The sequence below is a fragment of the Tardiphaga sp. genome (assembly GCF_025356345.1).
In the GTDB taxonomy this organism is placed as follows: Bacteria; Pseudomonadota; Alphaproteobacteria; order Rhizobiales; family Xanthobacteraceae; genus Tardiphaga.
Map to the genome: position 1 here is coordinate 1 of NZ_JANXTC010000104.1, position 24844 is coordinate 24844.

At 63.2% G+C, this 24844-nt stretch carries 25 protein-coding genes and 2 pseudogenes; 14 read left to right on the plus strand and 13 right to left on the minus strand.

Annotation, left to right across the window (positions count from 1 at the left end):
• The 4 genes and pseudogenes from Q0S16_RS05850 to Q0S16_RS05865 all read left to right on the plus strand — a co-directional run.
• Window positions 1–379, plus strand: a pseudogene (locus tag Q0S16_RS05850) (TerC family protein); the annotation flags it as partial.
• 63 nt (window positions 380–442) lie between these two features.
• On the plus strand, window positions 443–1948 hold the full coding sequence (locus Q0S16_RS05855) for a sigma-54 dependent transcriptional regulator (protein ID WP_295846029.1): 1506 nt from the start codon (window positions 443–445) through the stop codon (window positions 1946–1948).
• Between the two features lie 295 nt (window positions 1949–2243).
• Window positions 2244–4367 carry a L,D-transpeptidase family protein gene (locus tag Q0S16_RS05860; RefSeq protein ID WP_295846030.1) on the plus strand — a complete coding sequence of 708 codons (2124 nt, stop codon included), beginning with the start codon at window positions 2244–2246 and terminating at the stop codon, window positions 4365–4367.
• Window positions 4368–4746: 379 nt separating this feature from the next.
• A complete protein-coding gene (locus Q0S16_RS05865; protein ID WP_295846031.1) occupies window positions 4747–6390 on the plus strand; it encodes a DUF882 domain-containing protein in 1644 nt (547 codons plus the stop codon).
• A 245-nt stretch (window positions 6391–6635) separates the two neighbouring features.
• Here Q0S16_RS05865 and Q0S16_RS05870 read toward each other — a convergent pair whose 3' ends face one another.
• Window positions 6636–6911 carry a DUF2312 domain-containing protein gene (locus Q0S16_RS05870; RefSeq protein WP_295846032.1) on the minus strand — a complete coding sequence of 92 codons (276 nt, stop codon included), beginning with the start codon at window positions 6909–6911 and terminating at the stop codon, window positions 6636–6638.
• Window positions 6912–7110: 199 nt separating this feature from the next.
• Window positions 7111–7413, minus strand: a complete 303-nt coding sequence (locus Q0S16_RS05875) for a DUF1244 domain-containing protein (protein WP_295846033.1) — start codon at window positions 7411–7413, stop codon at window positions 7111–7113.
• A 165-nt stretch (window positions 7414–7578) separates the two neighbouring features.
• On the opposite strand from Q0S16_RS05875, the gene Q0S16_RS05880 reads away from it, so the two are divergent.
• The gene (locus tag Q0S16_RS05880; protein ID WP_295846035.1) at window positions 7579–8166 is read left to right on the plus strand and encodes a DUF1036 domain-containing protein; all 588 of its coding nucleotides are present in this window, start codon (window positions 7579–7581) and stop codon (window positions 8164–8166) included.
• The gene (gene pyk / locus Q0S16_RS05885; protein WP_295846036.1) at window positions 8163–9599 is read left to right on the plus strand and encodes a pyruvate kinase; all 1437 of its coding nucleotides are present in this window, start codon (window positions 8163–8165) and stop codon (window positions 9597–9599) included. Before Q0S16_RS05880 ends, pyk begins: the two co-directional genes overlap by 4 nt.
• A gap of 153 nt (window positions 9600–9752) precedes the next feature.
• Here the strand turns inward: pyk and Q0S16_RS05890 are convergent, their stop codons facing one another.
• The 3 genes and pseudogenes from Q0S16_RS05890 to Q0S16_RS05900 all read right to left on the minus strand — a co-directional run bounded on the left by Q0S16_RS05890 (window position 9753) and on the right by Q0S16_RS05900 (window position 11981).
• Window positions 9753–10181, minus strand: a complete 429-nt coding sequence (locus Q0S16_RS05890) for an OsmC family protein (protein WP_295846037.1) — start codon at window positions 10179–10181, stop codon at window positions 9753–9755.
• A 42-nt stretch (window positions 10182–10223) separates the two neighbouring features.
• Window positions 10224–11186 (minus strand): alpha/beta hydrolase, encoded by a 963-nt coding sequence (locus Q0S16_RS05895; protein WP_295846038.1) that lies wholly within the window; start codon window positions 11184–11186, stop codon window positions 10224–10226.
• Between the two features lie 72 nt (window positions 11187–11258).
• A pseudogene (locus tag Q0S16_RS05900) lies at window positions 11259–11981 on the minus strand (DUF3750 domain-containing protein).
• A 190-nt stretch (window positions 11982–12171) separates the two neighbouring features.
• Here Q0S16_RS05900 and Q0S16_RS05905 point away from each other — a divergent pair.
• Window positions 12172–12351, plus strand: a complete 180-nt coding sequence (locus Q0S16_RS05905; protein ID WP_295846039.1) for a hypothetical protein — start codon at window positions 12172–12174, stop codon at window positions 12349–12351.
• A 28-nt stretch (window positions 12352–12379) separates the two neighbouring features.
• Here the strand turns inward: Q0S16_RS05905 and Q0S16_RS05910 are convergent, their stop codons facing one another.
• The 6 genes from Q0S16_RS05910 to Q0S16_RS05935 all read right to left on the minus strand — a co-directional run bounded on the left by Q0S16_RS05910 (window position 12380) and on the right by Q0S16_RS05935 (window position 17937).
• On the minus strand, window positions 12380–14692 hold the full coding sequence (locus tag Q0S16_RS05910) for a mechanosensitive ion channel domain-containing protein (protein WP_295846078.1): 2313 nt from the start codon (window positions 14690–14692) through the stop codon (window positions 12380–12382).
• A gap of 214 nt (window positions 14693–14906) precedes the next feature.
• Complete coding sequence (locus Q0S16_RS05915; RefSeq protein WP_295846040.1) at window positions 14907–15536, minus strand: tetratricopeptide repeat protein; 630 nt, start codon at window positions 15534–15536, stop codon at window positions 14907–14909.
• A gap of 113 nt (window positions 15537–15649) precedes the next feature.
• Window positions 15650–15775 carry a type B 50S ribosomal protein L36 gene (gene ykgO / locus Q0S16_RS05920; RefSeq protein ID WP_143575353.1) on the minus strand — a complete coding sequence of 42 codons (126 nt, stop codon included), beginning with the start codon at window positions 15773–15775 and terminating at the stop codon, window positions 15650–15652.
• 201 nt (window positions 15776–15976) lie between these two features.
• A complete protein-coding gene (locus Q0S16_RS05925; protein ID WP_295846041.1) occupies window positions 15977–16945 on the minus strand; it encodes a tripartite tricarboxylate transporter substrate binding protein in 969 nt (322 codons plus the stop codon).
• 57 nt (window positions 16946–17002) lie between these two features.
• Window positions 17003–17443 carry a MaoC family dehydratase gene (locus Q0S16_RS05930; protein WP_295846042.1) on the minus strand — a complete coding sequence of 147 codons (441 nt, stop codon included), beginning with the start codon at window positions 17441–17443 and terminating at the stop codon, window positions 17003–17005.
• Between the two features lie 17 nt (window positions 17444–17460).
• Entirely contained in the window at window positions 17461–17937 is a 477-nt protein-coding gene (locus tag Q0S16_RS05935; protein WP_295846043.1) for a MaoC family dehydratase, read from the minus strand.
• Window positions 17938–18034: 97 nt separating this feature from the next.
• On the opposite strand from Q0S16_RS05935, the gene Q0S16_RS05940 reads away from it, so the two are divergent.
• From Q0S16_RS05940 to Q0S16_RS05970, 7 genes are all read left to right on the plus strand, one after another.
• Window positions 18035–18805 carry an IclR family transcriptional regulator C-terminal domain-containing protein gene (locus tag Q0S16_RS05940; RefSeq protein ID WP_295846045.1) on the plus strand — a complete coding sequence of 257 codons (771 nt, stop codon included), beginning with the start codon at window positions 18035–18037 and terminating at the stop codon, window positions 18803–18805.
• A gap of 90 nt (window positions 18806–18895) precedes the next feature.
• Window positions 18896–19771 (plus strand): amidohydrolase family protein, encoded by an 876-nt coding sequence (locus Q0S16_RS05945; RefSeq protein ID WP_295846047.1) that lies wholly within the window; start codon window positions 18896–18898, stop codon window positions 19769–19771.
• Between the two features lie 240 nt (window positions 19772–20011).
• Window positions 20012–20503 (plus strand): YbaK/EbsC family protein, encoded by a 492-nt coding sequence (locus Q0S16_RS05950; protein ID WP_295846049.1) that lies wholly within the window; start codon window positions 20012–20014, stop codon window positions 20501–20503.
• 471 nt (window positions 20504–20974) lie between these two features.
• On the plus strand, window positions 20975–21490 hold the full coding sequence (locus tag Q0S16_RS05955) for a hypothetical protein (protein WP_295846051.1): 516 nt from the start codon (window positions 20975–20977) through the stop codon (window positions 21488–21490).
• Window positions 21491–21600: 110 nt separating this feature from the next.
• Window positions 21601–21729, plus strand: coding sequence for a hypothetical protein (locus tag Q0S16_RS05960; RefSeq protein WP_295846053.1), 129 nt, complete (start codon window positions 21601–21603; stop codon window positions 21727–21729).
• On the plus strand, window positions 21717–21995 hold the full coding sequence (locus tag Q0S16_RS05965) for an amidase family protein (RefSeq protein ID WP_295846054.1): 279 nt from the start codon (window positions 21717–21719) through the stop codon (window positions 21993–21995). Before Q0S16_RS05960 ends, Q0S16_RS05965 begins: the two co-directional genes overlap by 13 nt.
• Window positions 21992–22774, plus strand: coding sequence for a FadR/GntR family transcriptional regulator (locus Q0S16_RS05970; RefSeq protein ID WP_295846055.1), 783 nt, complete (start codon window positions 21992–21994; stop codon window positions 22772–22774). Before Q0S16_RS05965 ends, Q0S16_RS05970 begins: the two co-directional genes overlap by 4 nt.
• 144 nt (window positions 22775–22918) lie before the next feature.
• Here the strand turns inward: Q0S16_RS05970 and Q0S16_RS05975 are convergent, their stop codons facing one another.
• Window positions 22919–24211 carry a TRAP transporter large permease gene (locus Q0S16_RS05975; protein WP_295846056.1) on the minus strand — a complete coding sequence of 431 codons (1293 nt, stop codon included), beginning with the start codon at window positions 24209–24211 and terminating at the stop codon, window positions 22919–22921.
• A gap of 43 nt (window positions 24212–24254) precedes the next feature.
• Window positions 24255–24830: a TRAP transporter small permease gene (locus tag Q0S16_RS05980; RefSeq protein ID WP_295846057.1), complete on the minus strand. Its 576-nt coding sequence runs from the start codon at window positions 24828–24830 to the stop codon at window positions 24255–24257.
• Between the last annotated feature and the right edge of the window lie 14 nt (window positions 24831–24844).

The window sequence follows — 24844 nt, forward strand, 5'->3', positions numbered from 1 at the left end:
ACTGCGGACGTCCCACAGGCAAGAGGACGAAGCCAATGATGCCTTGTCCGGAACCGACACGAACGGCGAAGCGCCGCGCAAGACCTTCCGCCAGGCCGCGCTGCAGATCCTCATCGCCGATATCTCGATGTCGCTCGACAACGTTCTGGCTGTTGCCGGCGCCGCGCGCGACCATCCTTATGTGCTGATCTTCGGCCTGGTGCTGTCGATCGCGCTGATGGGTCTCGCCGCCAGCTTCATGGCGCGGCTGCTACAGAACTACCGCTGGATCGCCTATGTCGGACTCGCCATCATCCTCTACGTGGCTGGTGACATGATCTATCGCGGCGCCGTTGAGGTACTTCCCTACGCCAAGGCTCAGCTCGCCGCGGTGTTATGAAAGCATTAATGCTTTGGTCGCCATGGTGGCCCAAATCGGGACAATCCCGCGTTGGAGTATCCTATGGTCGAACGAATCCTCGTCGCGGATGACGATGCGGTGCAGCGCCGTCTGGTCGAGAACATGGTGTCGCGTTGCGGCTACGAAGCCGTGGTGGTGGAGTCCGGCGACGCCGCGCTGGCGCGGCTGATGGACCTCGAAGCGCCGGCGATCGACGCCGTCGTGCTCGATCTGGTCATGCCCGGCCTCGATGGTATGGGCGTGCTGACCCGGATGCGCGACGCCGGCCTTGCCGTTCCGGTGATCGTGCAGACCGCCCATGGCGGTATCGACAATGTGGTGTCGGCAATGCGCGCCGGCGCCCATGATTTCGTCGTCAAGCCGGTCGGCGTCGAGCGCCTGCAGGTCAGTCTGCGCAACGCGCTGAACGCCAGTGCGCTGAAAGGCGAGTTGCAGCGCATCCGGCACAGCCGCGAAGGCAAGCTGACTTTCGCCGACATCATCACCCGCAGCGCCGCGATGGACGCCGTGCTGCGCATTGCGCGCAAGGCGGCCACTTCCACCATCCCGGTGCTGATTGAAGGCGAGTCCGGTGTCGGCAAGGAATTGATCGCGCGCGCCATCCACGGCTCCGGCGAGCGCCGCAGCAAGCCCTTCGTCGCCGTCAATTGCGGTGCCATTCCCGACAATCTCGTGGAATCGATCCTGTTCGGTCACGAGAAGGGCTCATTTACCGGTGCCACCGAACGGCATCTCGGTAAATTCGTCGAAGCCTCGGGCGGCACGCTGTTTCTCGACGAGGTCAGCGAATTGCCGCTGGCGGCGCAGGTCAAGCTGTTGCGCGCGCTGCAGGAGGGCTCGGTCGAGGCGGTTGGCGGGCGCCGCCCGGTCAAGGTCGATGTGCGCATCGTTTCGGCGACCAATCGCAAGCTGCTCGATCGCGTCAAGCAAGGCCAGTTCCGCGAGGATCTGTTCTACCGCCTGCATGTGCTGCCACTGACGATTCCGCCGCTGCGGACGCGGCGCGAGGACATCCCGCATCTGCTGCGGCATTTCCTGGCGCGGTTCTGCGCCGAGGAAAACCGCGTGATCACCGGCATCTCCGGCGAAGCGATGACCATGCTGGGGCACCTCAATTGGCCGGGCAATATCCGGCAACTAGAGAACGCGGTCTATCGCGCGGTGGTGATGAGCGAGAGCGACCAGCTCGGCCTGATCGATTTCCCGCAGGTCACCGCGCAAGCGCCCGCGTTTACCGACCCCGATGGCGAACCGCTGGTGATGGAGCCGGCCTACCACGCAACAGCCCCGACGATTGCCCCGGGAATCGACGTCCCGGCACTCGCCTTCATTCCGGCGGAACACCTCGCTTTGCTGTCGCCCGACGGCGAGGTCCGGCCACTGGAAGACCTCGAAAGCGAGGTCATTCGCTTCGCGATTGCCCATTATCGCGGACAGATGTCAGAAGTTGCGCGGCGGCTCAAGATCGGGCGGTCGACACTGTACCGCAAACTCGACGACACCGCCGACAAGGATTCGCGGGACGCGCACGCCGAACAGCCCGGCTGATCGCGGTAACGTCCATGATCGAACGATGGTCCAAATACGGCAGAACCTTGAATCGTTGCGGCCCGGTGACACACTTACCGAAAAGCTCACTGAAACCACGCAAATCGTTGCAAATGCTGTGTGTTACAGTCAGTTTGTCGTGACGAGCGGGGCGGCACGCTAGGCGCGTTAGCCAGCCATGTGTATCGTCTGCGTGAGATCGTGGCGTGCTGATCATCAACGCAGCCATTCCAGCCGACGCTGCAATGTAACCGAACTGTTCCATGGCGGGGCAGCTCACCCAAGGGGTGCGAGAATGCGTGACTATTCGAAGGGCCGATCTGGATTTGACCGCGTTCTGATGGCCGTCGCCGCGACATTCCTGACGGTGTCGGCCGGCGCCGCATTCGCTGCCCAGACCACTTCGCCACGCGACAGCGTCTCCGAGCTGGCGATCGACGCCGCGGTACCGCGGCCCGAACCCGCCAATGTGCCGCCGCCGACCGCGGGCGACTTCAAGACCGAGACCACAGCGTCGGTTTCCGACGATATCAAGGCCACGGAAAAGGCCGCGACCGAAAGGCCCGTCGTGATCCCGGCCGCCGACGCGCCCGTCAAGAAGGACGATGCCGCGACCGCTCCTGTGACGGTGCCCGGCATCGAGCCCGCCAAAGAACCGACCAAGGAACTGACGAAGGAAATCGCCAAGCCCGCGACGTCGGTCGCCGCAGCGGACCAGCCGGTAGCGGACAAATTGCGCGACATGATCGGCGCCAAGTCCTCGAAATATTTTGACCGCCGCGGCGAACGCGCCGCCGTCGACAAGTTCTACTCCGCGCGCGACTACGCGCCGTTGTGGACCCAGGGCGGTACGCTGACCACCGCCGCCAACGGCGTCATCGCCCGCCTCAAGGACGCCGCCACCGACGGCCTCAACGCCGCCGACTATCCGGTGCCGGATTTCGCCGCAGCGACCTCGCCGGACGCGCTGGCCGAGGCCGAAGTGAAGCTGACCGCGAGCATGCTGGACTATGCCCGCCAGGCGCAGAGCGGCCGCATGCACTGGTCACAGATTTCCGGTGACGTTTCCTTCCCGGAACACCCGACCGATCCCAATGAAGTGCTGGTGAACATCTCCACCGCGCGCAACGCCTCGATCGCGCTCGACAGCTACAATCCGCCGCAGAAGCTTTATCAGGAACTCAAGAAGAAACTCGCCGAGCTGCGTGGCGAGACCGGTCTTCCGGTGCAGCCGATTGCTGATGGCCCGGCGCTCAAATTCGTCAAGCCAACCAAGAAACAGACCGCGGCCGTGATGGAAGATCCCCGTGTGCCGCTGCTGCGGGCGCGGCTCAACGTCGAAAATCCCGGCGACACCAAATATGATTCCGCGGTCGCCGACGCCGTCCGCAAATTCCAGGCCAGCAACGATCTGAAGACCAGTGGCGTGCTCGATGATGCCACCGTGCGGGCGATGAATTCGCCGAAGCGCGACCGCCAGATCGACACCGTGATGGTCAACATGGAGCGCTGGCGATGGATGCCACGCCAGCTCGGCGCGTCCGCGATCGGCAACGCCTATGTGATCCTGAACATCCCCGACTTCTCGCTCAAGGTGATGCAGAACGACGCGCAGGTCTGGACCGCCCGCGTGGTGGTCGGCAAGCCGGATTCGCACGCCACGCCGCTGATGGTCGAGACGATGAAGTACATCACCGTCAACCCGACCTGGAACGTGCCACCCTCGATCATCTATAAGGAATACCTGCCCGCGCTGGCGCAGGACCCGACCGTGCTCGACCGCATGGGCTTGAAACTGACGCGCAACTCCGATGGCAGCATCCACATCGCGCAGCCGCCCGGCGAAGCCAACGCGCTCGGTCGCATCCGCTTCAACTTCCCGAACAAGTTCCTGGTCTACCAGCACGATACCCCGGACAAGAACCTGTTCTCGCGCGATGTTCGCGCCTTCAGCCATGGCTGCATGCGCGTGCAGAACCCGGATCAGTACGCCGCGGTGCTGCTCAACATCACCATGCCGGGCGAGCGCTACACGCCGGAGAAGATCCGCGGCATGTACGGCCGTAGCGAGATCGACCTCAAATTCCCGACGCCGATTCCGGTCAACATCACCTACCAGACCGCGTTCGTGGATGATGCCGGAAAGCTGCAGACCCGCCCCGACGTCTATGGTCGCGACGCGCAGATGCTGTCGATCCTGCGTAATGCCCGGGGCAAGGATCTCGAAAGCGTGGTGGCGAAGGCGCAGCCCAGCTATTCTCGCCCCCGCGCCGACATTCCGCAGGGCGTAGCCTTTAACGATAACGGTCCAGGCGCCAGTGCGAGCAGCGGACCGAACTTCTTCGAACGCCTGTTCGGCGGACCAACCCCTCCGCCCGCGCCGATCGGCCAGAAGCCGCGCCGCACGGTAACGCGATAAATCGTCCGCGGCCTTATCAGGTTCCGGTATTCGTCACGGTGCCGGCTCGGCGGTGCGTGGCGCCTTCCTGAAGGAGGCGTACCGCACCGCTTTTGGGACAAGTTCGCAGGAAGCGACGCGCTGATACCCTATATATTTCAAGGGCTTCATCCTCGGGTGGAGCCCTTTTTCGCGAGCTTGCGGTTAAGCCAAATTAACCATTCTCCACCTGCGTTTCATCACCGGGCTAGTTTCTGCCATAGTCAGCGGGTTAAATTTAAATGACCGGCCTGAACAACCGGAAGGTGACACGGGGTCATGCTCGATTAACCCTCGTGATCTAAGACCTGTTCACCGTCTCTCGCCGCATGGGGTCGCGAGGGTTCGGTTACTGACTTGGGTGGGTTCATACGTGCTGGCTGGTTTCGCACGCCGTTTCAAATCGTTGCCTTCGCGTGCCGGCCTTCAGGCCGGGGCGGCATCCTTGATGCTGATGGCTGGCGCCGGCACGGTGCACAACGCGACCGCGCAGGACGAGACACGCACCCTGTCCTTCCACCATACCCATTCCGGCGAAGACCTCACCGTCACCTTCAAGCGCAGCGGCCGCTACGACGACGAAGGCATGAAGAAGATCAACTATTTTCTCCGCGACTGGCGCAGCCAGGACCAGACCACCATGGACCGTCGGTTGTTCGACATCCTGTGGGAAGTCTACCGCGACGTCGACGCCAAGGCGCCGATCCAGATCATCTCCGCCTACCGCTCGCCTGCTACCAATGCCATGCTGCGCCGCCGCTCCTCCGGTGTGGCGCGCTCCAGCCAGCACATGCTTGGCCATGCGATGGACTTCTTCATCCCCAACGTGCCGCTCGAGCAGATCCGCTTCGCCGGGCTTCGTCTGCAGCGCGGCGGCGTCGGCTTCTATCCGACCTCGGGCTCGCCTTTCGTTCATCTCGACACCGGCAGCATCCGGCACTGGCCGCGCATGAACCATGACCAGCTGGCGCGCGTGTTCCCGAATGGCCGCACTGTACATGTGCCATCCGACGGCAACCCACTGCCCGGCTATCAACTGGCGATGGCTGACATCGAAAAGCGCGGCGATGGCGATAGCGCCACACTGGCAAAGAGCAAGCCCGGCCTGTTCACCTCGCTGTTCCGCGGCTCACCACGTGATGATGAAGAGGAAGGCGCCGCCGCGGCGGCCACTCCCGCCAAAGCTTCCGCGGTTGGCCTGATGGCGGCGGCGATGCCTGCTAAATCCGCCGATCCGGTGCCAATGCCGCGCGCCAAGCCGGCCACTCCGGCGCGGCCGACGGCCAATTTCCAGCTGGCTTCGGCTGATCTGGTTTCGGCTGACCGGGCGCCGCTCCCGCGGATGGCGTCGGATGGCAATCCGCTACCCCGGCCGCCCGCGGCGATCGGCGACGACAACGCGGCGAAGCCGCAGACCCCGGCCGACATCATCAACGCGCGCGGTTTCTGGGGTGACACCCCGGCCACGCCAAAACAGGCGGCGCCGCAGCTGGTGGCGGCGATCAGCGCCCGCCAGGCGCTGGCCAACGCCACCGACCCACAGTCCAGCCTGTTCAGCGAGGCGATGGCCTATGCGCCGCCGGCCTCCGCGACCGAGCGCACGGCCGTTGTCACCGCCAGCGCATCGATCCCGCGCGGCATCCGGCCGATGGCGGTGGCCCGCAACCCGATGGCCGTCAACAACATCACCACCGTGGTCGGCAAGAATACGCCGGGCCGCGCCATCACCATCTCGACACGGCTCGCCGCCGCGCCGATGCCGGACAACAATGTCTGGATGCGCGCCATGATCATTGCGCCGAGCGCAAGCACCTCGATGTCATCGACCGTGCTAGGCGACAGCGATCTCACCGTGATGCGTGACCACTTCGTCAAGCCACAGACGGTGGTGTCGATGAGCTTCTCCGACGACCCGCAGCTCGGTCTGGTCAGCGACCAGTTCACCGGATCGGCCACCGGCACGCTGACGACCACGCTGTTCGTGCGCACGGCCGCGCTGCGCTAAACGCGCGCGATTGCATTTTAAATTTGAGTTGGTTCGACTTTCTTCCTTCTCCCCTCGTGGGAGAAGGTGGCACGGGCGAAATCCGTGACGGATGAGGGGTAGTCGTAAGTCCGGGAGCTTGCGGTATCCCTCACCCGGCCGCGCTGACGCGCGTCTACCCTCTCCCGGCCAGCGAAGCTTCGCTTTGCGCGGGGGGAGAGGGAAGAAACAGCGCACCCTTGCTAAGGTCGCGGCTTTACGCCGCCTTACAGCATGCCGAGGGCCTGCAGATAGGTATCCAGGATGGTTTCCTGCTCGGCGCGCTCGTTGGCGTCCTGCTTGCGTATGCGGATGATGGTGCGCAGGGCCTTGACGTCGTAGCCATTGCCCTTGGCTTCGCCATAGACATCCTTGATGTCGTCGGAGATCGTCTTCTTTTCTTCTTCCAGACGCTCGATACGCTCGACGATGGCCTTGAGCTGGTCTTTGGCGAAAGAATGGGTCGCCTGGTCGTCCAGCACGGACGCTGCTGAGGTGGCCATCGGAAACTCCTGATAAAATGATGCGGAAAGGCGGGGACAGACCCGCGAGCGGGGTCGGTCTTTCGAAACGACACTCTTGAGTGAGGCGACTCACGTCAAGGCGCCTTCACCGACATCCACAGCACCCCCGGAATAATACGCGGTTAATGCCACCTGAATCGCGATGCCGCTTGACCGATGCAAGCCGGCGTCGCCGCCCTCAATGCCCGATCTGCGTCTTCTTCATGGCATCGAGCTGCGCCGCGCTGGCCGGTGCCTGATGCAGGGTTTTCCAGTCTTCATAGGGCATGCCATAGATCGCTTCGCGGCTGGCGTCCTTGCTCAGCTCGACACCCTGGGCATCGGCGGCGTCCTTCAGCCAGTTCGACAGGCAATTGCGGCAGAACCCGGCCAGATTCATCAGATCGATGTTCTGCACGTCGGTGCGCTTTTGCAGATGTTCAACCAGACGGCGGAACACCGCGGCTTCCAGTTCAGTGCGGGTCTTGTCGTCGATCGCCATGCTCGGTCTCGCTGTTGCGCCACGATCCGTCTAACATGGGCGCTGTGACCAATTTTGCCAAACCGCGGGCGCGACAGCGCCGCGCCCGTGAAACGTGACTTCGCGACGGTTGACAGCTCCGACGGGCCACGCGAAATCATTCGTGAATTGAGATAGCTTCGCCGAATGATCACGATCTATGGCCGCCGCCGCCGGTTTCAACGCGCTACCCTGGCCATTCTGTTGCCGGCGCTGGTGCTGGCCCTGACGTGTCTGTGGGCGGCGCCGGCCGCGGCCGACTTCCGGCTGTGCAACAACACCTCGAGCCGGGTTGGCATTGCGCTGGGCTACAAGGATGCCGAGGGCTGGACTACCGAGGGCTGGTGGAACGTATCGTCGCGCGCCTGCGAGACGCTGCTGCGCGGCACCCTGGTGGCGCGGTTCTATTATATCTACGCGCTGGATTATGACCGCGGCGGCGAATGGTCCGGCCAGGCCTTCATGTGCTCGCGGGACAAGGAATTCACCATCAAGGGAACCGAGAATTGCCTGGCGCGCGGCTTCGACCGCACCGGCTTCTTCGAGGTCGATACCGGCGAACAGCGCGCCTGGACAGTGCAGCTCACCGAGACCAACGAGCAGCCGCCTCGCCTGCCCGGCTTGCCCGGTCCTGTCGGCCCGCCAGGCCAGGGCTTTCCCGCCATTCCCAATGTGCCGAACGGTCCGCCACCGGGGTCGGCCTTGCCGCCCGCCACGACGCCGGGCAAGCCATGAGACGGCAGCGCCGCATCAAGATCCTTGCCACGCTCGGTCCGGCCTCGTCCGACAGCGCGATGATCCGGAAGCTGTTCGAGGCCGGCGCCGACGTGTTCCGCATCAATATGAGCCACACCTCGCACGACAAGATGCGCGAGCTGGTGAAGACCATACGCAACGTCGAGAGCAGCTATGGCCGGCCGATCGGCATCCTGGTCGATCTGCAAGGCCCGAAGCTGCGGGTCGGCGCCTTTGCCGAAGGCGGCGTACAATTGCAGAACGGCGAGACCTTCATTCTCGACAACAATCCCGCGCCCGGCGACAGCACCCGCGTGCAGCTGCCGCATCCGGAGATCCTGATGGCGCTCCGCTCCGGCCACGCGCTGCTGATCGATGACGGCAAGCTGCGACTGATCGTCGAGGAGGCCACGTCCGACCGCGCCGTGACCCGGGTGGTGGTCGGCGGGCGGATTTCTGACCGCAAGGGCGTCAGCCTGCCGGATACCGACCTGCCGGTGTCAGCGATGACGCCGAAGGACCGGCTCGATCTCGAGGCCGCGCTGGATACCGGCATCGACTGGGTGGCGCTGTCCTTCGTGCAGCGCGCCGAGGATGTTCACGAGGCCAGGCGGCTGGTGCGCGGCCGCGCCGCCATCATGTCGAAGATCGAGAAGCCGCAGGCGATCGATCGGCTCGACGACATTCTCGATGCTTCCGACGCGCTGATGGTGGCGCGTGGCGATCTCGGCGTCGAACTGCCGCTGGAGCGCGTGCCTAGCCTGCAGAAGCGCATGACCAGGATGGCGCGCCGCGCCGGCAAGCCGGTGGTGGTTGCGACGCAGATGCTGGAATCGATGATCCAGAGTCCGGTGCCGACCCGCGCCGAAGTCTCCGACGTCGCCACCGCGATCTATGAGGGCGCCGACGCCATCATGCTGTCGGCGGAATCGGCCGCCGGCAAATTCCCGGTCGAGGCGGTGGCGACCATGAACCGGATCGGCGAGGAGGTGGAGCGCGACCCGACCTATCGCACCGTGCTGACCGCGCAGCGGCCCGATCCCGAGCCGACCGCCGGCGACGCCATCGCGGATGCGGCGCGGCAGATCGCCGAGACGCTGGAACTGTCCGCGATCATCTGCTGGACCAGTTCGGGATCGACCGCGCTGCGCGTCGCGCGCGAGCGGCCGAAGCCGCCGGTGGTGGCGATCACGCCTAACCTGACGACGGGCCGCAAACTGTCGCTGGTATGGGGCGTGCATTGTGTCGTGGCAGAAGATGCGAAGGACCTCGACGACATGGTCGAGCGTGCCGGCCGCATCGCGTTTCGCGACGGCTTTGCCCGAGCCGGCCAGCGCATCATCATTGTCGCCGGCGTGCCGCTCGGCACCCCCGGCGCCACCAACATGGTGCGCATTGCTTTTGTGGGGCCGAAGGAAGACGGAAGCATGTGAGCATTGTCATTCCGGGCGCGAAGGCGAGCCCGATCGAACCCGGAATCCCGAGATGTTCAAAAACAGTTCGAGGTTCCCCGCCGCTCCAATTGGAGTGGCTGAGGTTCGCGGCCGGCTGACGCCGTCCGCGCCCCGGAACAACAAACGTTTTGCTCAGCCCAGCAGCGTCGCGTCCAGCGTGATCTCGGCCTTCAGCAGCTTCGATACCGGGCAGCCGGCCTTGGCCTTCGCGGTGAGGTCATCGAACGTCGCCTGATCGGCGCCGGGGATTTTCGCCGACAGCGTCAGATGCACCTTGGTGATAGCAAAACCGTCACCTTGCTTTTCCAGCGTCACGTCGGCCTTGGTTTCCATCGATTCGGCGGTGAGCTTGGCTTCGCCGAGAATCAGCGACAGCGCCATGGTAAAGCAGGCGGCATGCGCCGCGCCGATCAGCTCTTCCGGATTGGAGCCGGCCTTGCCTTCGAATCGGCTGGCAAAACCATAGGGGTAGTCCGCGAGCGCGCCGCTCTTGGTCGAGATCGACCCGATGCCGTCCTTGATGCCGCCCTTCCATTTGGCCGATCCGAAAGTCGTGCTCATGCAAATCTCCTGGAGTGATTAAAGGTCGATGGAGAATAGATGTTAACGGGAAGCCGCCTTCGGTCTTGTGTCAGCGGCCGCGATCATGCGTTCGATCTCCCGGGTAACAAGATCCGGCGCAGCGTTTTGCACCATGTGACCAACATTCGGCAGCACGAACAGTTTCGCGCCCGGGACGGTTGCGGCGAAGCGCCGCGAATGGATCTCGGGCGACACCGTGCTGTCGGTATCGCCGGTCACGACCAGCGTCGGCACCCTGATATCGGGATAGCGCGGCGCCTGCTCGGTGATCGCCGCCTTCAGCGTCACCAGATCCCAAGCATTGGCGAGAAATTCACGGGGCCGCAGCACCAGCGGAATGGCGCTTTGCCGCACATAGCCGTCCGGCATCTCTTGCGGCAAAAAAACGGCACGGGTGCCAGGCTCGGTGAGGAACAGGCCAAGTGGCAGCGTAATCGTATAGGCCAGCAACGGGCCGATCAGCGGCGTGGTCACGACCTCGTTGTAGAAGCCGACGCCGCCGGGCCACGGATAGGAGACGCCCGCCAGCATCACCAGCCCCGACACTCGTTGCGGATAATCCAGCGCCATCAAGGCGCCGAGTCCGCCCGCCAGCGAATGCACCACCAGGATGGCGTCGCTTATGCCGAGATGGCCCAGCGCCTCGTCGATCATCCTCGCCTGCGTCGCCGGCGACGAGTTCCGCGGATCGTCGCGCGTGCTCCAGCCATGTCCGGGCCGGTCGATCAGGATGACGCGATGGTTCCTGGCCAGCATGTCGCCGAGCGGAACCCGCATGGTACCAAGATTGGAAGTGGCACCATGCACCAGCACGATCGGCGGGCCGGCGGCGTCGCGCGGACCGATGTCGACAACATGCAGCCGCGCGCCGGCGACATCAACGAACTGACCCAGCGCGGGATATTTCCGCTGCAGCAGGTAAACGCCGACCTGCGTCGCCAGCGCCAGGAACGCCAGCGCGGCGACCGAGCCTGCCACGATCATTATCACTATCCGGGTAAATTTATGCACGGCCCAGTTACGCAGCCGCGCCGGATGGGTTTCGAGCGGCAGCCTTCACGCGCCGACTCCAAGCCGGCCAATACCGGGCAGCTTGATCGCCGGACGGCGGATATCAACGCCGAGCACGGCACCTAGGACGTTGACCTCAACCCCTTCGACCCAGCCAATGGTGAGTCACAGGTAACCGCCGAGCGTCGCGCGAATGCCGGTCCCCGATGGCGTCCAGCCAAACGCGTCGCCGGTCCAGGGAAAATCCTTGCCGATCGCATTTGGCGGCAATGCCACCTGCAACTCCGGCACCGCCGACAGCACGGCGGCGACGAAGGTGTTCGAGTTCGGCCCGGGCCAGGCCCGGTAGTCGCCGTCGGCGCGCCAGGAATAGCTCGCGATCGCAGCCTGGATTTTAGGAATCATCGCCGCTGCCCTGTCCCCATCAGCAGATGCGATCGGGGTCGGCGCTTCGCCGAACCAGCGGCCATCGGCGGCAAAGCCGTTGATCCGGATCGGCTCGCCCCATGCGGTATAATCATATCTGGTGTATCGCGCGGCGCCCTGTTCCTTGAACACCAGCCAGGTGTGAACAGCAAAGATGCCGCGCCAGCGCACGGTGCGCGCCGCGAAGACCCGAACCAGCGCCTCCGGATGCGCGGCCGGCAGCGGCAACAGCCCGGCGCTGGAGCGGTCGGCGCGCTGCCAGTTCTCCCCGCGATCGCCGATCCAGTATTTGACCGCCGACACGGCAAGCGGGATCACGAGCAAAGCCAGCAGCACGATCACGGATTTTCTCACGGGGGGAGCCCAATACAATTACCCGCTTCATATGGGCGTCACTTCCCGTTTCGCCACGATATGGCTTGAAGGTGCAAAAACTGGAACTATCCACGCTATCCACAGGAACCACGTACCAGCTGCCGCATTGTTCCCAAATTGAGGCCCAAGAATAAACTCCTGAAACGGAGAAGTAAAAATGTCCCGCGAGCCCAACGAAACCGTGATCGATGAAATCATCGCCACCTGCAACGGCGACCTGCGCGGTGCCGTAAAGGCGCTCCTGCTGGTCAATGAGCAGTTGGAAAGCGAGCTGCGGCGATTGCATGCCCAGCAGATGTTCGGCGCGTTACGGCCGGGCCACGCGTTGCTGAACTGATCGTTCGGGACTGACGGCCGCCAATCGGCTAGGCCCTGCCCGCGATGCGGCGCGTTGACGGCTTGGCGTCAGTATGGTCGTCGGCGGCAACATCATCCGCAGTATCGCCAAATTCCGGCATCGGCACCTGAACCAGGATCGTCTGCTGGCCATTATATATCTCGATGCCTTCGTCCTGGAAGCGCAGCTTGAGCCTTCGATTGAATTCGCGCTGAACCGCCCAGCGCCCGGAATCGGTGCAACGGATCTGGCCCACGATCGATGCCATCGCACCATCGACCTTATCGACGCCCCACAATTCCAGATCGCTACGGATCAATGGCCGGAACGCAGTCTCGCCGCGCATCTGCGTGACGATGTCCTTGAGGATCTGGCCGGCACGATCGGTGTCTTCCTTGTAGGCGACACTGACGCTCACCGACGCATTGCCGGCGCCGCGGCTCGAATTGGTGATCGTCGTCACCGCGCTGAACGGAATGATATGCACAGCGCCATCGCCGGCGCGCAACCGGATGGTGCGGATCGAGACATTCTCCACGACGCCGGACAGGCCTGACACCGTGACGGTGTCGCCGACCTGCACGGTGTTTTCGAGCAGCAGGAATAGCCCGGTGATGATGTCCTGCACCAGCTTCTGCGAACCGAAGCCGATGGCGATGCCGAGAATTCCGGCGCCGGCCAGCAGCGGCGCCACATTGACGCCGATCTCGCTCAGCGCGGTCAGCGCCACCACCGCCACGATTACGCATAGCAGCGTGGTACGCAGCATCGGCTGGAACGTGCGCAGCCGGGCGGCACGGGCGAAATGCGAGTCGCGCGTCAGCACCGCGATCTGCCGATCCATCAGCGCATTGCTGCCTTCCCAGACTGCCACCGCGGCCAACGTGGCAACGCCGACGGTGGCCACCGCGGAGACGACGCGGTTACCGATCTGGCCGCCATAGAACCACACCAGCGCGTTGACGCCCCACACTTCCAGCAGGGCTACGACCCCGATCACCGCGATAATCGCGGCCACCACCCGGCGCAGCAGCGGCAAATAGCGGTTGGCGCGGGCTTCCAGTCCGGGAAAACGCAGCAGCACTTCCGGCTGGATGCGGAAGCCGCGGTCAATCAGGCTGAGCGCGACCATCGAAGCCAAGCGCGTGGCCAGCACCACCACCAAGGTACCGACGAAATATTGCAGCAACAGCGAATAGCCATTCTGGATGTTGAGCGCCCAGACGCCCCACAGCGCCAGCACCACGGCGATGGCCAGCACGTGCCACAGACCCGCAAAGCGATTGCGGACGATACTCATCAGGCTGGTGGCGCCGACCGGCGCGCGGATCGCCTGCGCGACGGGGCGGCGGCACTGCAGGATGATCACGACGACGAATAAATGCACCGCCAGCATGACCAGCCGAATCAGCGCGGCATAGCCCGGCCGGTGCAGGCCGAGAAGCAGCGCGACATTGGCGAAGGCGATGCCGGAGACACCGATCGCGACCAAGCGACGGGTCCAGATCTCGATATAGGCCGCGGTTTCCTCGCGCACCATGAACAGGCTGAGCGGACCGAACAGGGCGCGGGTCAGGCAGATGATGCCACGCGCGACCAGGTAGCCATTGACGATCGCGAGAATGGCCAGACGCGTCACGCCGGCGTCGCCGATGTCGGTGCTGAGGATCATCGTCACCACGCCGGCGAACGCCACCAACGGTAGCAGTTCGAGCGCGAGGCGACCGAGCACGAACGGCAACCGCACCAGCGACTGCCAGGCCCGGGTCAGGCTGCGGTGTCGCCGATGCAGGTCGGGCACTTCGGTGATGTCGGCTGTCGAGGACGGTGGATCGATTTGTTCGATTACCCGGGCGGGGGCGCGCGCCGAATACGGAATCCGGAGCTCCAGCAGCGTCAGCGGCCGGCGCAGCAGACGACTGACCAGCCATTCCGCTGCCAGCGCGCCGCCGAACACCAGCACCAGTTTCCAGGCGATATCGAACAATAATTCATAGGTGGCCGGATCATTGGCGGCGCGCTGCAGCCAGTGCCACAGCCACGGCAGACGGGCGACGGAGCGCGCGGCGTCGGCTACCTCGCGCGCGGTCTCGCCTACCTGCTGCGAAATAGTCAGCAACAGTTGCGCGCCCAGGCTGTCGGCCACCAGCGGGATCACCGGCTTGGTCTCGGGCTGGGCCGGCGTCGCCTGTGCGATCGCACGCAGCGTGTCGATCATCGCGTTGCGCTTGCCGTCGTCCTGCAGGGTCTCCAACGCGCGATTGGCCTGTTCGGGCGTCAGGCCCTGGACAGCGCTGGCGGCCGGTGTGGCAACATTCTGGGCCGCCGCGGGGGCAGCCAACAGCAGGCACAGCAAGGCGAACAGCGGGAGAGACTTTGGCGCCAACGGGTTTCCCTTCCGGCGGATGATCGGAATATCCTGTTTGGCCGTTCCGATGTGTCGGAAGTGTGCTGCCGGGACAATTAAATTCTGGCATGGGGCTGCCATGCATCAGCCGAGCACCGCGCGGCGCCAAGTTTACACCCTGTTCGACCCGGCGATCATTTCCTCGAGATCAGATATCGCGGCCTTCGACCTTTTCGGTCAGGGTCTTGACGAGTTCAGGCACTTTTTCGAGCCGCGGATTGATGTCGAGCGCCTTGCGAAAGGCATCCAGCGCGCGTTTGTCGTCACCAAGTTCCTGCATGATCATGCCGAGGCCAGCGAGTGCGCCGAAATGGCGCGGCTCGCGCACCAGTACCTGCTCAATGTCCTGCAGCGAACGGGTGTAATCGTTCTGCAGATAATACAGCGTGGCGCGCCGGTTCCAGCCTTCGATATAGTCCGGACGAAGCTTGATGACCGCGGTGAGCAGTTTCAGCGCGACATCGACCTGTTTGGCGTCCAGCGCCGTCTTGGCGCGCACCATCAGCAGAGCGGTAGTGTCGCTCGAAGTCTGGCTCCACAACGCCCAGATTCGCGCTTCGACGTGCTTGGCGCTGTCCTCGTCGGGGGCTGCCTTCAGCGCCCCGAACAGGAAATCCAGCCCGCGCGTCTTGTCGGCGCCAACCTTCGGCAGTTTCGCCGGAGCCTCGGGAAGTTTCTTCGCGGCGCCCGGAGGGGCGGTCACCTGTGCATCGACCGGCGCTGCGGCAAGCAGCGCAGCGAGCACAATTCCAAGACCTGCGACGGTTAATCTAGCCATGCCGCAAGTCTAGACATGAAAAAACGCGCTGCAAAGCAGCAAACGCGTCACACAGCCGTGATCTCGGAATTTTATCAGGCCCTGCGGACCATCAAACCGGAATTAGCCGCCGATCAGCCCTGACGAGCCTTGAAGCGACGCTGCACCTTGTTGATCACGTAAACCCGGCCTTTGCGACGGACCAGAACGTTATCACGATGACGGGCGCGCAGCGACTTCAACGAGTTACGGACTTTCATGGGTCAAATCCTGATAGCTTGAAAGGCCGTGTGCGACAGGCCGAAACTGAAAAATGGGTTTGCCCCCGCTGGCGAACGAGCCGCCCGGGACAGCCGGTTTCTAGGCCATCGGGTCCCGGAATGTCAATCTAATCTGCCCCTTTCGGCTCACGGTCCGGCGATATTCGCGGCTATTTCGGCTTCCGGGCGGCGACTTGCAGCCTATTCCTGCGGGACATGGGCGCGACGCACCACCCCGCTCCACTTACCGATCTCCGAATCGACAAAGGCGGCGAAGGCGGCCCCGGTGAGTTGGCCGGGCTCAACACCCTGGATTGCGAATTTTTCCCGGGTGGCGGGGGCCGCCAAAATCTCGGCCATCGCCGCCACCAGCCGGGTGTAGGCGGGATTACCGTCCGCCCTGGGCATATACAGCCCAAACCAGGAGATGGCTTCAAACCCCCGGACGCCGGACTCGTCCAGCGTCGGCACGTCAGGCAGCGACGCCGCCCGGGTCAGGCTGGTGACGGCGAGCACGCGGATGGTGCCGGCTTCGGCACCGGGGATTACCGTCGGCAGCGTATCGAACATGATCGGGATATGACCACCAACCAGATCGTTCATGGCCGGAGCCGCGCCCTTGTAGGGAATGTGTTCGATCTCGATGCCGGCCATTTCCTTGAACAATTCGCCTGACAGATGATTGGAGCCGCCGACGCCGGACGAGCCGAACGACAATTTGCCGGGCGCCTGCTTCGCCATCGCGATCAGTTTCGCGAGATTTGCCGCCGGAAAGTTCTTCGTCACGACCAGCGCGTTCGGCGCCGTGGCGACCACGGCAATCGGCGAAAAGTCCCTTTGCGTGTCATAGGGCAAATGACGGCGCAGGCTGGGATTGATGACATGATGCGTCGCGGTCAGCAGCAGCACGCTGCCATCCGACGGCAATTTCACCACCATCTCGGATCCGATGCTACCCGACGCGCCGGGCCTGTTCTCGACAAGCGTGGAGACGCTGAGTTTTACGCCAAGATATTGCGCGATAAAGCGCGCCAGGATGTCGGTGGTGCCGCCGGCCGGAAACGGCACTATTATCTTGATGGTGCTGACTGGAAGGTTCGGCGCCTGCGCCGACGCGACAGCGCCACCAAGTAACAGGCACGCCGCCGAGAGCCCCGCGAGCATTTTCATTTCGACCCCGCACGTTTTTGTCCGGTGAACGACTTAGATTGCCGCTATATCTATTATTTATACCAGCGATGGAAATTCAACCATCGCCTCGCCGGTTGCAACCTTTTCATCATTCTGGTTCCGCACCAGGACATCGATCAATACCCAGCGCGAACGCTCTGTGCCTTGCTTGGCCTTGATGATACCAACCGGCTGAATCGTATCACCGGGTTTTACCGGCTTGACCCAGCGCGTTTCGAGCCGGCGATGCACGGCCCCAGCGGGATAGGCCCAATCCGTGATCATGCGCGTGATCAGGCCGAAATTGGTCATGCCGTGCATGATGATGCCACCGAAATTGGTCTTGCCAAAGCTGTTCTTCATGTAGTCGTCGTCGAGGTGCAGCGGATTGTAGTCGAGCGAACCGTCACAAAACAGCCGGATCGACTCGCGTGAGACGGCGAATGTCGGACCGTCGATAAGGTCGCCGATGGCAAGTTTTTCGAAGTTGGGGGGCATGATTGATTCTTCGTCCTTCACATCGGTCGGATGGTATGGCCGCGACCAGAACAGATGACGTCGCCGTGCTGGTTGAAGAACACGTTGTCATGGACCACAAAGAGCCGCTCACGCTTGATGAACTTGTCGAGCGCGCGGGCCTGCGGCGTGATCGTGTCGCCGGGACGCGCCGGCCTGTTGTAGCTCCACGACTGGCCAGCGTTGACGGTGCCGGGCGTACGCATCCAGTCATCTGCCGGGGTGCAGGTGAACATCAGCAGGATATGGATAGATGGCGGCGCGATCCGTCCGCCGAACGGCGTGGTCCGGGCGTAGGCGTCGTCAAAATACAGCGGGTGGGTTTCACCGACCGAGCGGCAGTATAGTTCGATCGCTTCTTGCGTCAGTACATAAGGCAGAGTCTTGCGCGGCTCGCCGGGCACGATGTCATCCCAGACCTTTCGCACATTGGCGTGCTTCCAGAAATCAGTCTCGAAAGCTTCAGCTTGCACCATCGCGCTTTCTCCAATATCGTTCGCTGGACGAACTTTTTGTTCGTTTTTTCAATATTATTGATCCTAATTTTTTGTACTGACAACTCCGGACGTAACCATGGTCAAGGAAAGCGACGGCTTTGTCCGCGCGATCGCACGCGGCTTCGCCGTGGTCGAGGCGCTCGGCCGCCCTCCCGGACGGCAGACCATGTCCGAAGTCGCCAGTATCGCCGGCCTCAGCCGCGCCACCGCCCGGCGTATGCTGACTACGCTGGTGGCGTTGAAATATTGCGAGGCTGATGGTCGTTACTTCAGCCTGCGGCCACGCGCGCTCGGACTCGGCCTGTCCTATCTGAATGCCCTGCCCTATTGGGGCTACGCGCAGCGCGCGCTGGAAGATTTGCGCAACGAGTTCGGCGAATCCTGCGCGCTGGCCGTGCTGGACGAGACCGAGATCGTCTATGCGCTGCGGCTGCCGGCGCGGCGGATCCTGTCGGCCAATCTCGCCGTCGGCAGCCGGCTGCCGGCCCATCTGGTGTCGCTCGGCCGCGTCTTGCTGGCGGCGCTGCCACCAGGGCAGCGCGCGCATTATCTGGCCACGACGGAATTCAGGAAGGTCACGCCGCGCACGATCGTGGATGCCCGCGCGCTTTCCGAACAATTGCGCCGCGCCGACGCCGACGGCTATGCCTGGGTAGATGGTGAACTCGATCCCGCCATCTGCGGCATCGCCGTCCCGGTACGCGACCAGGCCGGAAAGGTGGTCGCCGCCATCAGCATCAATACGATTTCCGGCACCATCGACGAAGCCGCCGCCCGGGACCGCTTCCTCATCGCGCTGCGGCGCACCGCGCAGGACATCCGCACCCAGACGACACCGGCCGGGTAAACAACCAGTGCGACGCGACTGTTAAAGGCGCGGCCTTTTTGGTAAGGCAACCCGGGTGCGAATGAATATGCACATCGAGGGAGTGACGGCATGAAACTGATCGATCCGGATGAGCTGGTCGCGATCGACATCCATACCCATGCCGAGGAACCGTGCGGCTGCCATGGCGACGACGGCTATGACGACTTTCAGGCCAGAATGGCCGACTATTTCAAGTCGCCGCACAAGCACCCGCCGACGATTCCGGAGACAGCGGCCTATTATCGCGCAAAGAAAATCGCCGCGGTGATCTTTCCGGTCGATGCCGAGCGCGAGACCGGCTTCCGGCGCTACAACAATGACGAGATGATCGAGTTGACGCGGCAGAATGCCGATGTGCTGATCCCGTTCGCATCGATCGATCCACACAAGGGCAAGCTCGGCGTACGCGAGGCGCGGCGGCTGATCGCCGATTACGGCATCAAGGGCTTCAAATTCCACCCGACCATGCAGGGTTTCTATCCCAATGACCGCATGGCCTACCCGCTCTATGAGGCGATCCAGGAGGGTGGCGCTATCGCCCTGTTCCACACCGGCCAGACCGGCGTCGGCTCCGGCATGCCCGGCGGCATGGGGATGCGGCTGAAATATTCCAACCCGATGCATGTCGACGATGTCGCGGTGGATTTTCCCGACATGAAGATCATTCTCGCGCACCCATCCTTTCCCTGGCAGGAAGAAGCGCTGTCGGTCGCCACCCACAAGCCGAATGTCTATATCGACCTGTCCGGCTGGTCGCCGAAATATTTCCCGCCGATCCTGGTGCGCTACATCAACTCGATCCTGCAGGACAAGATGCTGTTCGGCTCCGACTGGCCGGTGATCATGCCGGACCGTTGGATGGCCGATTTCGCCAAGCTGGAAATCCGCGACGACATCCGGCCGAAGGTGCTAAAGAACAACGCGCGAAAACTGCTCGGCATATAGTTCACACACACGATAGCAGCCACGGAAGCGAGCCGGCTATCCGGCAACGCGTGCCCCGAATGGCCACGTCGTCGAAAACGAACCTCTGTTGGCTATCCGCGTCCGGCGCCAAAGATACACAGCAAGCGGTCAACGTCTTCGTGGACAGAACCGTGCGGCGAAAAATCCGTTCCGCCGCTCCCACGCTACGTGTGAATTTTTCGCAAGACGGCGACCGCGTCGCCTCTGGAGCTTTCCGATATGAGTCTCGATTCCGTCCGCGCCTTCTTCGCCGAACACGCCCCCGACGTCGCCGTGATCGTTTCCGACAAGAGTTCAGCCACGGTGACGCTGGCCGCCGAGGCATTTGGCGTCGCACCTGAGCGGATCGCCAAGACCTTGTCGCTGCGGGTTGGTGAACGCGTCGTGCTGGTCGTGACCAAGGGCACCGCCCGGCTCGACAACAAGAAGGCCAAGACCGCGTTCGGTGCCAAACCGCGCATGCTGGACGCCGGTGAGGTGGTGTCGCTCACCGGTCATCCGGTCGGCGGCGTGTGCCCGTTCGGACTGGCGACGCCGCTGCCGGTGTTTTGCGACATCTCGCTGCGGGCTTTTGACGAGGTGGTGCCGGCGGCGGGGTCGATCCATAGCGCGGTACGCATCACGCCCGAACGGATGGCGGCGCTGGTCAATGCCACCTGGGTGGATGTATGTCAGGAACCGCAGCCCGAACAGATGACGGCGCCGGCCTGAATGCGGCCGAGAATATTACACCACGATCAGGTCACGAAAGAGAACATGAGTGCTGCGCTAGCCATAGCGGCAGTGCTCCTGTCGCTATTTTCGTCGGGGTCTCGACAGTGCCACCATGGCGCATGATGTCTGGGACGCGGCTCAATTCGGGCTGCGGCCAGCATCACACGCTGCGCGAACCGGACGAAACCGATGCGCTCGAAAAGCCCCCAGCCGCGTTCACCGATGGCCCGGACCTGGCAATGGCTGGCGTCCGTGACGGCGATCGCTGCCGCCGGCCTCCACGCCGCCGGCGCGTAACAGGCAGGTTTCTTCTCCCGCCAACTCAGGATACTCTGGCTCGTCATCATGTCCGATGAGATGCGTCTGCATGGCATCAGGTTGCATCCGGAGCCCGCGTTATCTTTATGTTGAAGGTATTTCGCTACGATCATGGATCGATCGCGACGACCTTATCGGAGATGCCCGGACATGCGGCTCTTGCCTATCAGTGATGCCGACAAATCCTGGATTTCCCTGAAGTCGCAATGGCGCAAGATCGCCGAGGCCGCCGAGGAGGATTTCTCGACCTATGCGATCGGCACGTTCGCGGCGCTGGAGCCGCAGATGCAAGGCGGCAAGGGCGGCCTCTATGGACTGTATGAAGGCTCTGTCCCGCACGCCTTCTGCCAGGTTAACAAGCTGTTGATGAGCAAGTTCGAGGGGCCGCTGCTGCGGGCCCGCTTCATGACGGTTTCGCCACTATACGATTTCGGTACCGAGGATCTCGGCAAATACGGCCAGCTCCTGATCGAACTTTTTTCCGGCATCGTCTGGCTGGCCCACAATACCATGACCGCCAACCACGTATTCTTTCATCTGCGCAGCCCGGCCGATGCTCAATTTCTGGCGCCGCTGCGAATGGCAGCGCCGAACTCGCCGTTCGAACGCTTTGCGATCAAGGGCGCCTGGGTCGAATGCGACCTCAAGAACCGCGAGCCGAGCTAATTCGCGAGCTTGCAGACCAGGTTTCGCGCAACGGCTGCCGCCGCGGCGTCCAGAACCTGCCGGTTTTGTCGTCTTGCATGCGCCGCCAAATCGGCATCCCCTGCCGCTACTTGTCCGATGAAATCTCGCCGCTGATCGAGAAGGCACTCACGGTCGCGCTCTATCCGGCGATCAAGCACGGTACCGCCTTCGAGGACGATATCCGCAAGAGCTCGGCTCTACCCAGATGTACAATCTGACCGGCTGGCCGTCGGTCACCGTCCGCGTCGGCACTTCACCGGAGGGCCTGCCGCTCGGCGTACAGGTCGCGGCGCGGCCTTGGCGCGAGGATGTCGCGCTGGCGCTGGCGGCGCATCTGGAGAACACCTTTGGTGGCTGGAAGATGCCTACCCCGTGTAAGCGGGGCCATAGCGGATATTCCTTCTTTCGTCGGCCGAGAGGAAAAGAGCCGCGGGTGCTTATCTTGCCGGAGCGGCGCGGCAATGGTAGCCAAGTTGTACGATGACCATACAACAAAAGCTCAAACCCGCGCCCAAGAAATCCGGTGGCGAGACGCCGGCTCTGCTACGACCGATTAATCCGGTGCGGCGGCGCACCGAGGACGTAGTCGAGCGTATCGCCGCGCAGATCAGCGAGGGACAATTGCCCGCTGGCGCCCGGCTGCCGACCGAGCAGGCCATGATGGCGGCGATGGGGGTCAGCCGCACCGTGGTACGCGAGGCGATCTCGGCGCTGCGCGCGCGCGGCCTGGTGACGACACGGCAGGGCGCCGGCGCCTTCGTCCACGCCGATCCCAACCAGCAGCCTTACGCAATCGACCCCGACGGGCTGGGTTCGCTCGGCAGCGTGATCGAGATCCTCGAACTGCGCACCGCCGTGGAGATCGAGGCCGCGGCCTTTGCCGCCGAGCGGGCCAGTGCCGCGCAGTTGAAGGCAATCGCCAAAGCCGCGGCCACCTTCAGCCGTGCCATCAGCAATGGCGACCGCGCGGTCAAGGAAGATTTTGATTTTCACTTTGTGATCGCCATCGCAACGCAGAATTCGCGTTTCGTCGGATTCCTCGAATTCCTCGGCGGGCTGATCATTCCGCGTCAGAGCATCCGGACTTTTGAAGGCAACGCCGAATTACAAAAACGCTATCTCGAAAGCGTCGAGCGCGAACATCAGTCGATCGTCGACGCCATTTCTGCCCGCTCGCCCCGCAAGGCGCGCGACGCGATGCGCCGACATCTGCTCAACGGCAAGGAACGCTACCGGCGGCTGGCTAACGGCTCGCCCGTTTAGCATACGTCATTGCGAGCAGCCCTTGCGACGAAGCAATCCGGTCTTTCTCCGCGACTTTATGGATTGCCGCGTCGCGGAGTTTATCATCGGGCCGGCGAAGCCGGACCCGGTGGCTCCTCGCAATGACGTGGAGAGGCCGCGGCCTCATCGAAACCCGAATGCGTGCGGCAGGGCCATCGAGAACCATGGCACATAGGTCACCAGCATCAAGACCGCGAACATCACGTAATAAAACGGCCAGATGCCGCGCATCACCTCGTCCACCGAGACCTTGCCGATCGCGCAGCCGACAAACAAAGTGGTGCCGACCGGTGGCGTCAGCAGGCCGATGCCGAGGTTCAGCAGCATCACGATGCCGAAATGCACGGGGTCGATGCCGAAATTCTTCACCACCGGCAGCAGGATCGGCGTGCAGATCAACAGCAGCGGCGCCAGATCGAGCGCGGTGCCGAGCACGAGCAGCATGATGTTGAGCCACATCAGCAGCACATATTTGTTCGATGAAATAGCAACGAAGAATTCAGTCATCTTCGCCGGCATCTGCATCAGCGCCGCGACATAGCCGAAACACGACGCGGTCGCCACCAAGGTCAGCACCATCGCCACCGTCTGCAGGGTGCGATAGGTCAGCATCGGCAGTTCTGACCATTTATAGTCGCGGTAGATGAACATGGTGACGAAGAACGCCCAGACGCAGGCCACCGCGCCGGCCTCGATCGGCGTGAATACCCCGGTCAGGATGCCACCGAGCACGATCACCAAGGTGATAATCCCCCAAGTCGCGTCACCCAGCATTTTCAGCGCCTGCCGGATCGGCACCGGCTCGCCCTTGGGATGGCCGTCGCGATAGGCGAAATACAGGCATAGCAGCATGATCGAGAAGCCGAGCAGCAGCCCGGGGACGATGCCGGCCAGAAACAGGCTGGTGATCGAGACGACGCCGCCGGTGGCCAGCGAGTAGATCACCGCATTGTGGCTCGGTGGCACCAGGATCGCCTGCACTGAGGCGGAGATCGTGACGTTGGTAGCGAAAACCCGCGGATAGCCCTTGGCCGCCATCTGCGGAATCATGACCGAACCGATCGCTGAAGTGTCGGCCACCGAGGATCCAGAGATACCGCTCATGATGGTGGTGGCAAGAATATTGACCTGCGACAGCCCGCCGCGAATCCGGGTGAAGCCGACAACCACGGCGGCGAAATCCACCAGCCGCCGTGCCATGCCGCCTTCCGCCATGATGGCGCCCGCCAGCACGAAGAACGGCACCGTCAACATCGACACCTTGCCGACACCGCTGGAGAGCTGCTGAATCACCGCCGCGACCGGCAGGTCGATCCACAGCGCGCCGACCAGCGCCGCCAGCGCCAGCGCGAAGGCGATCGGCATGCCAATGGCGAAAAAAAGACACATGCTGAGCAGTAGAACGGCGATGTCCATCGTGGTTTTCTTTATCTTGCTTGAGGACTAGTGCGGCGGCGAGCTATTCAAAGGCGACATGGGAGTCACTGCCATCCTGCGGCGGCGGACCTATCGTGAGCCGCTCCACCACGAACAGGAACATCATCGCGCCGGAGATCGGAATCGGCAGATAGGTGATGCCGACCGACAGCGCCGGGAATTCGTCGACTGAATTGCCCCAGGTCGCCAGCACCAGCTTCATGCCCCAGATCATCATGAACAACGCCATCGCCGCCATCAGCAGTTCGCTGATGAAGGCAGCGCCGACGCGCATTCGCGGTGACAGCAGATTGGTGCCGACCGTCATGTTCATATGGATGCGCTGCCGATAGCAGTTTGCAGCGCCGATAAAGGTAACTGCGACGGTCAGCAGCACCGCTAGCGGCTCCGGCCACGATGCCGCACTATTGAGAATATAGCGGGTGTAGACCGCCCACGGGATGATTGCCGAAATCAGTACCAGCGCGATGCAGGAGATAACCGCGCCGCTCCAGTACAGCGCATCCATCGTTCGGCGGAAGGCCGCGGCGGCGCCATGGCCCGCGGCTTCATCACGTGGCCGGGAGATGATGGGCAGTTTTGAAAGAACGTCGGACATGCAGACCTCAGGAT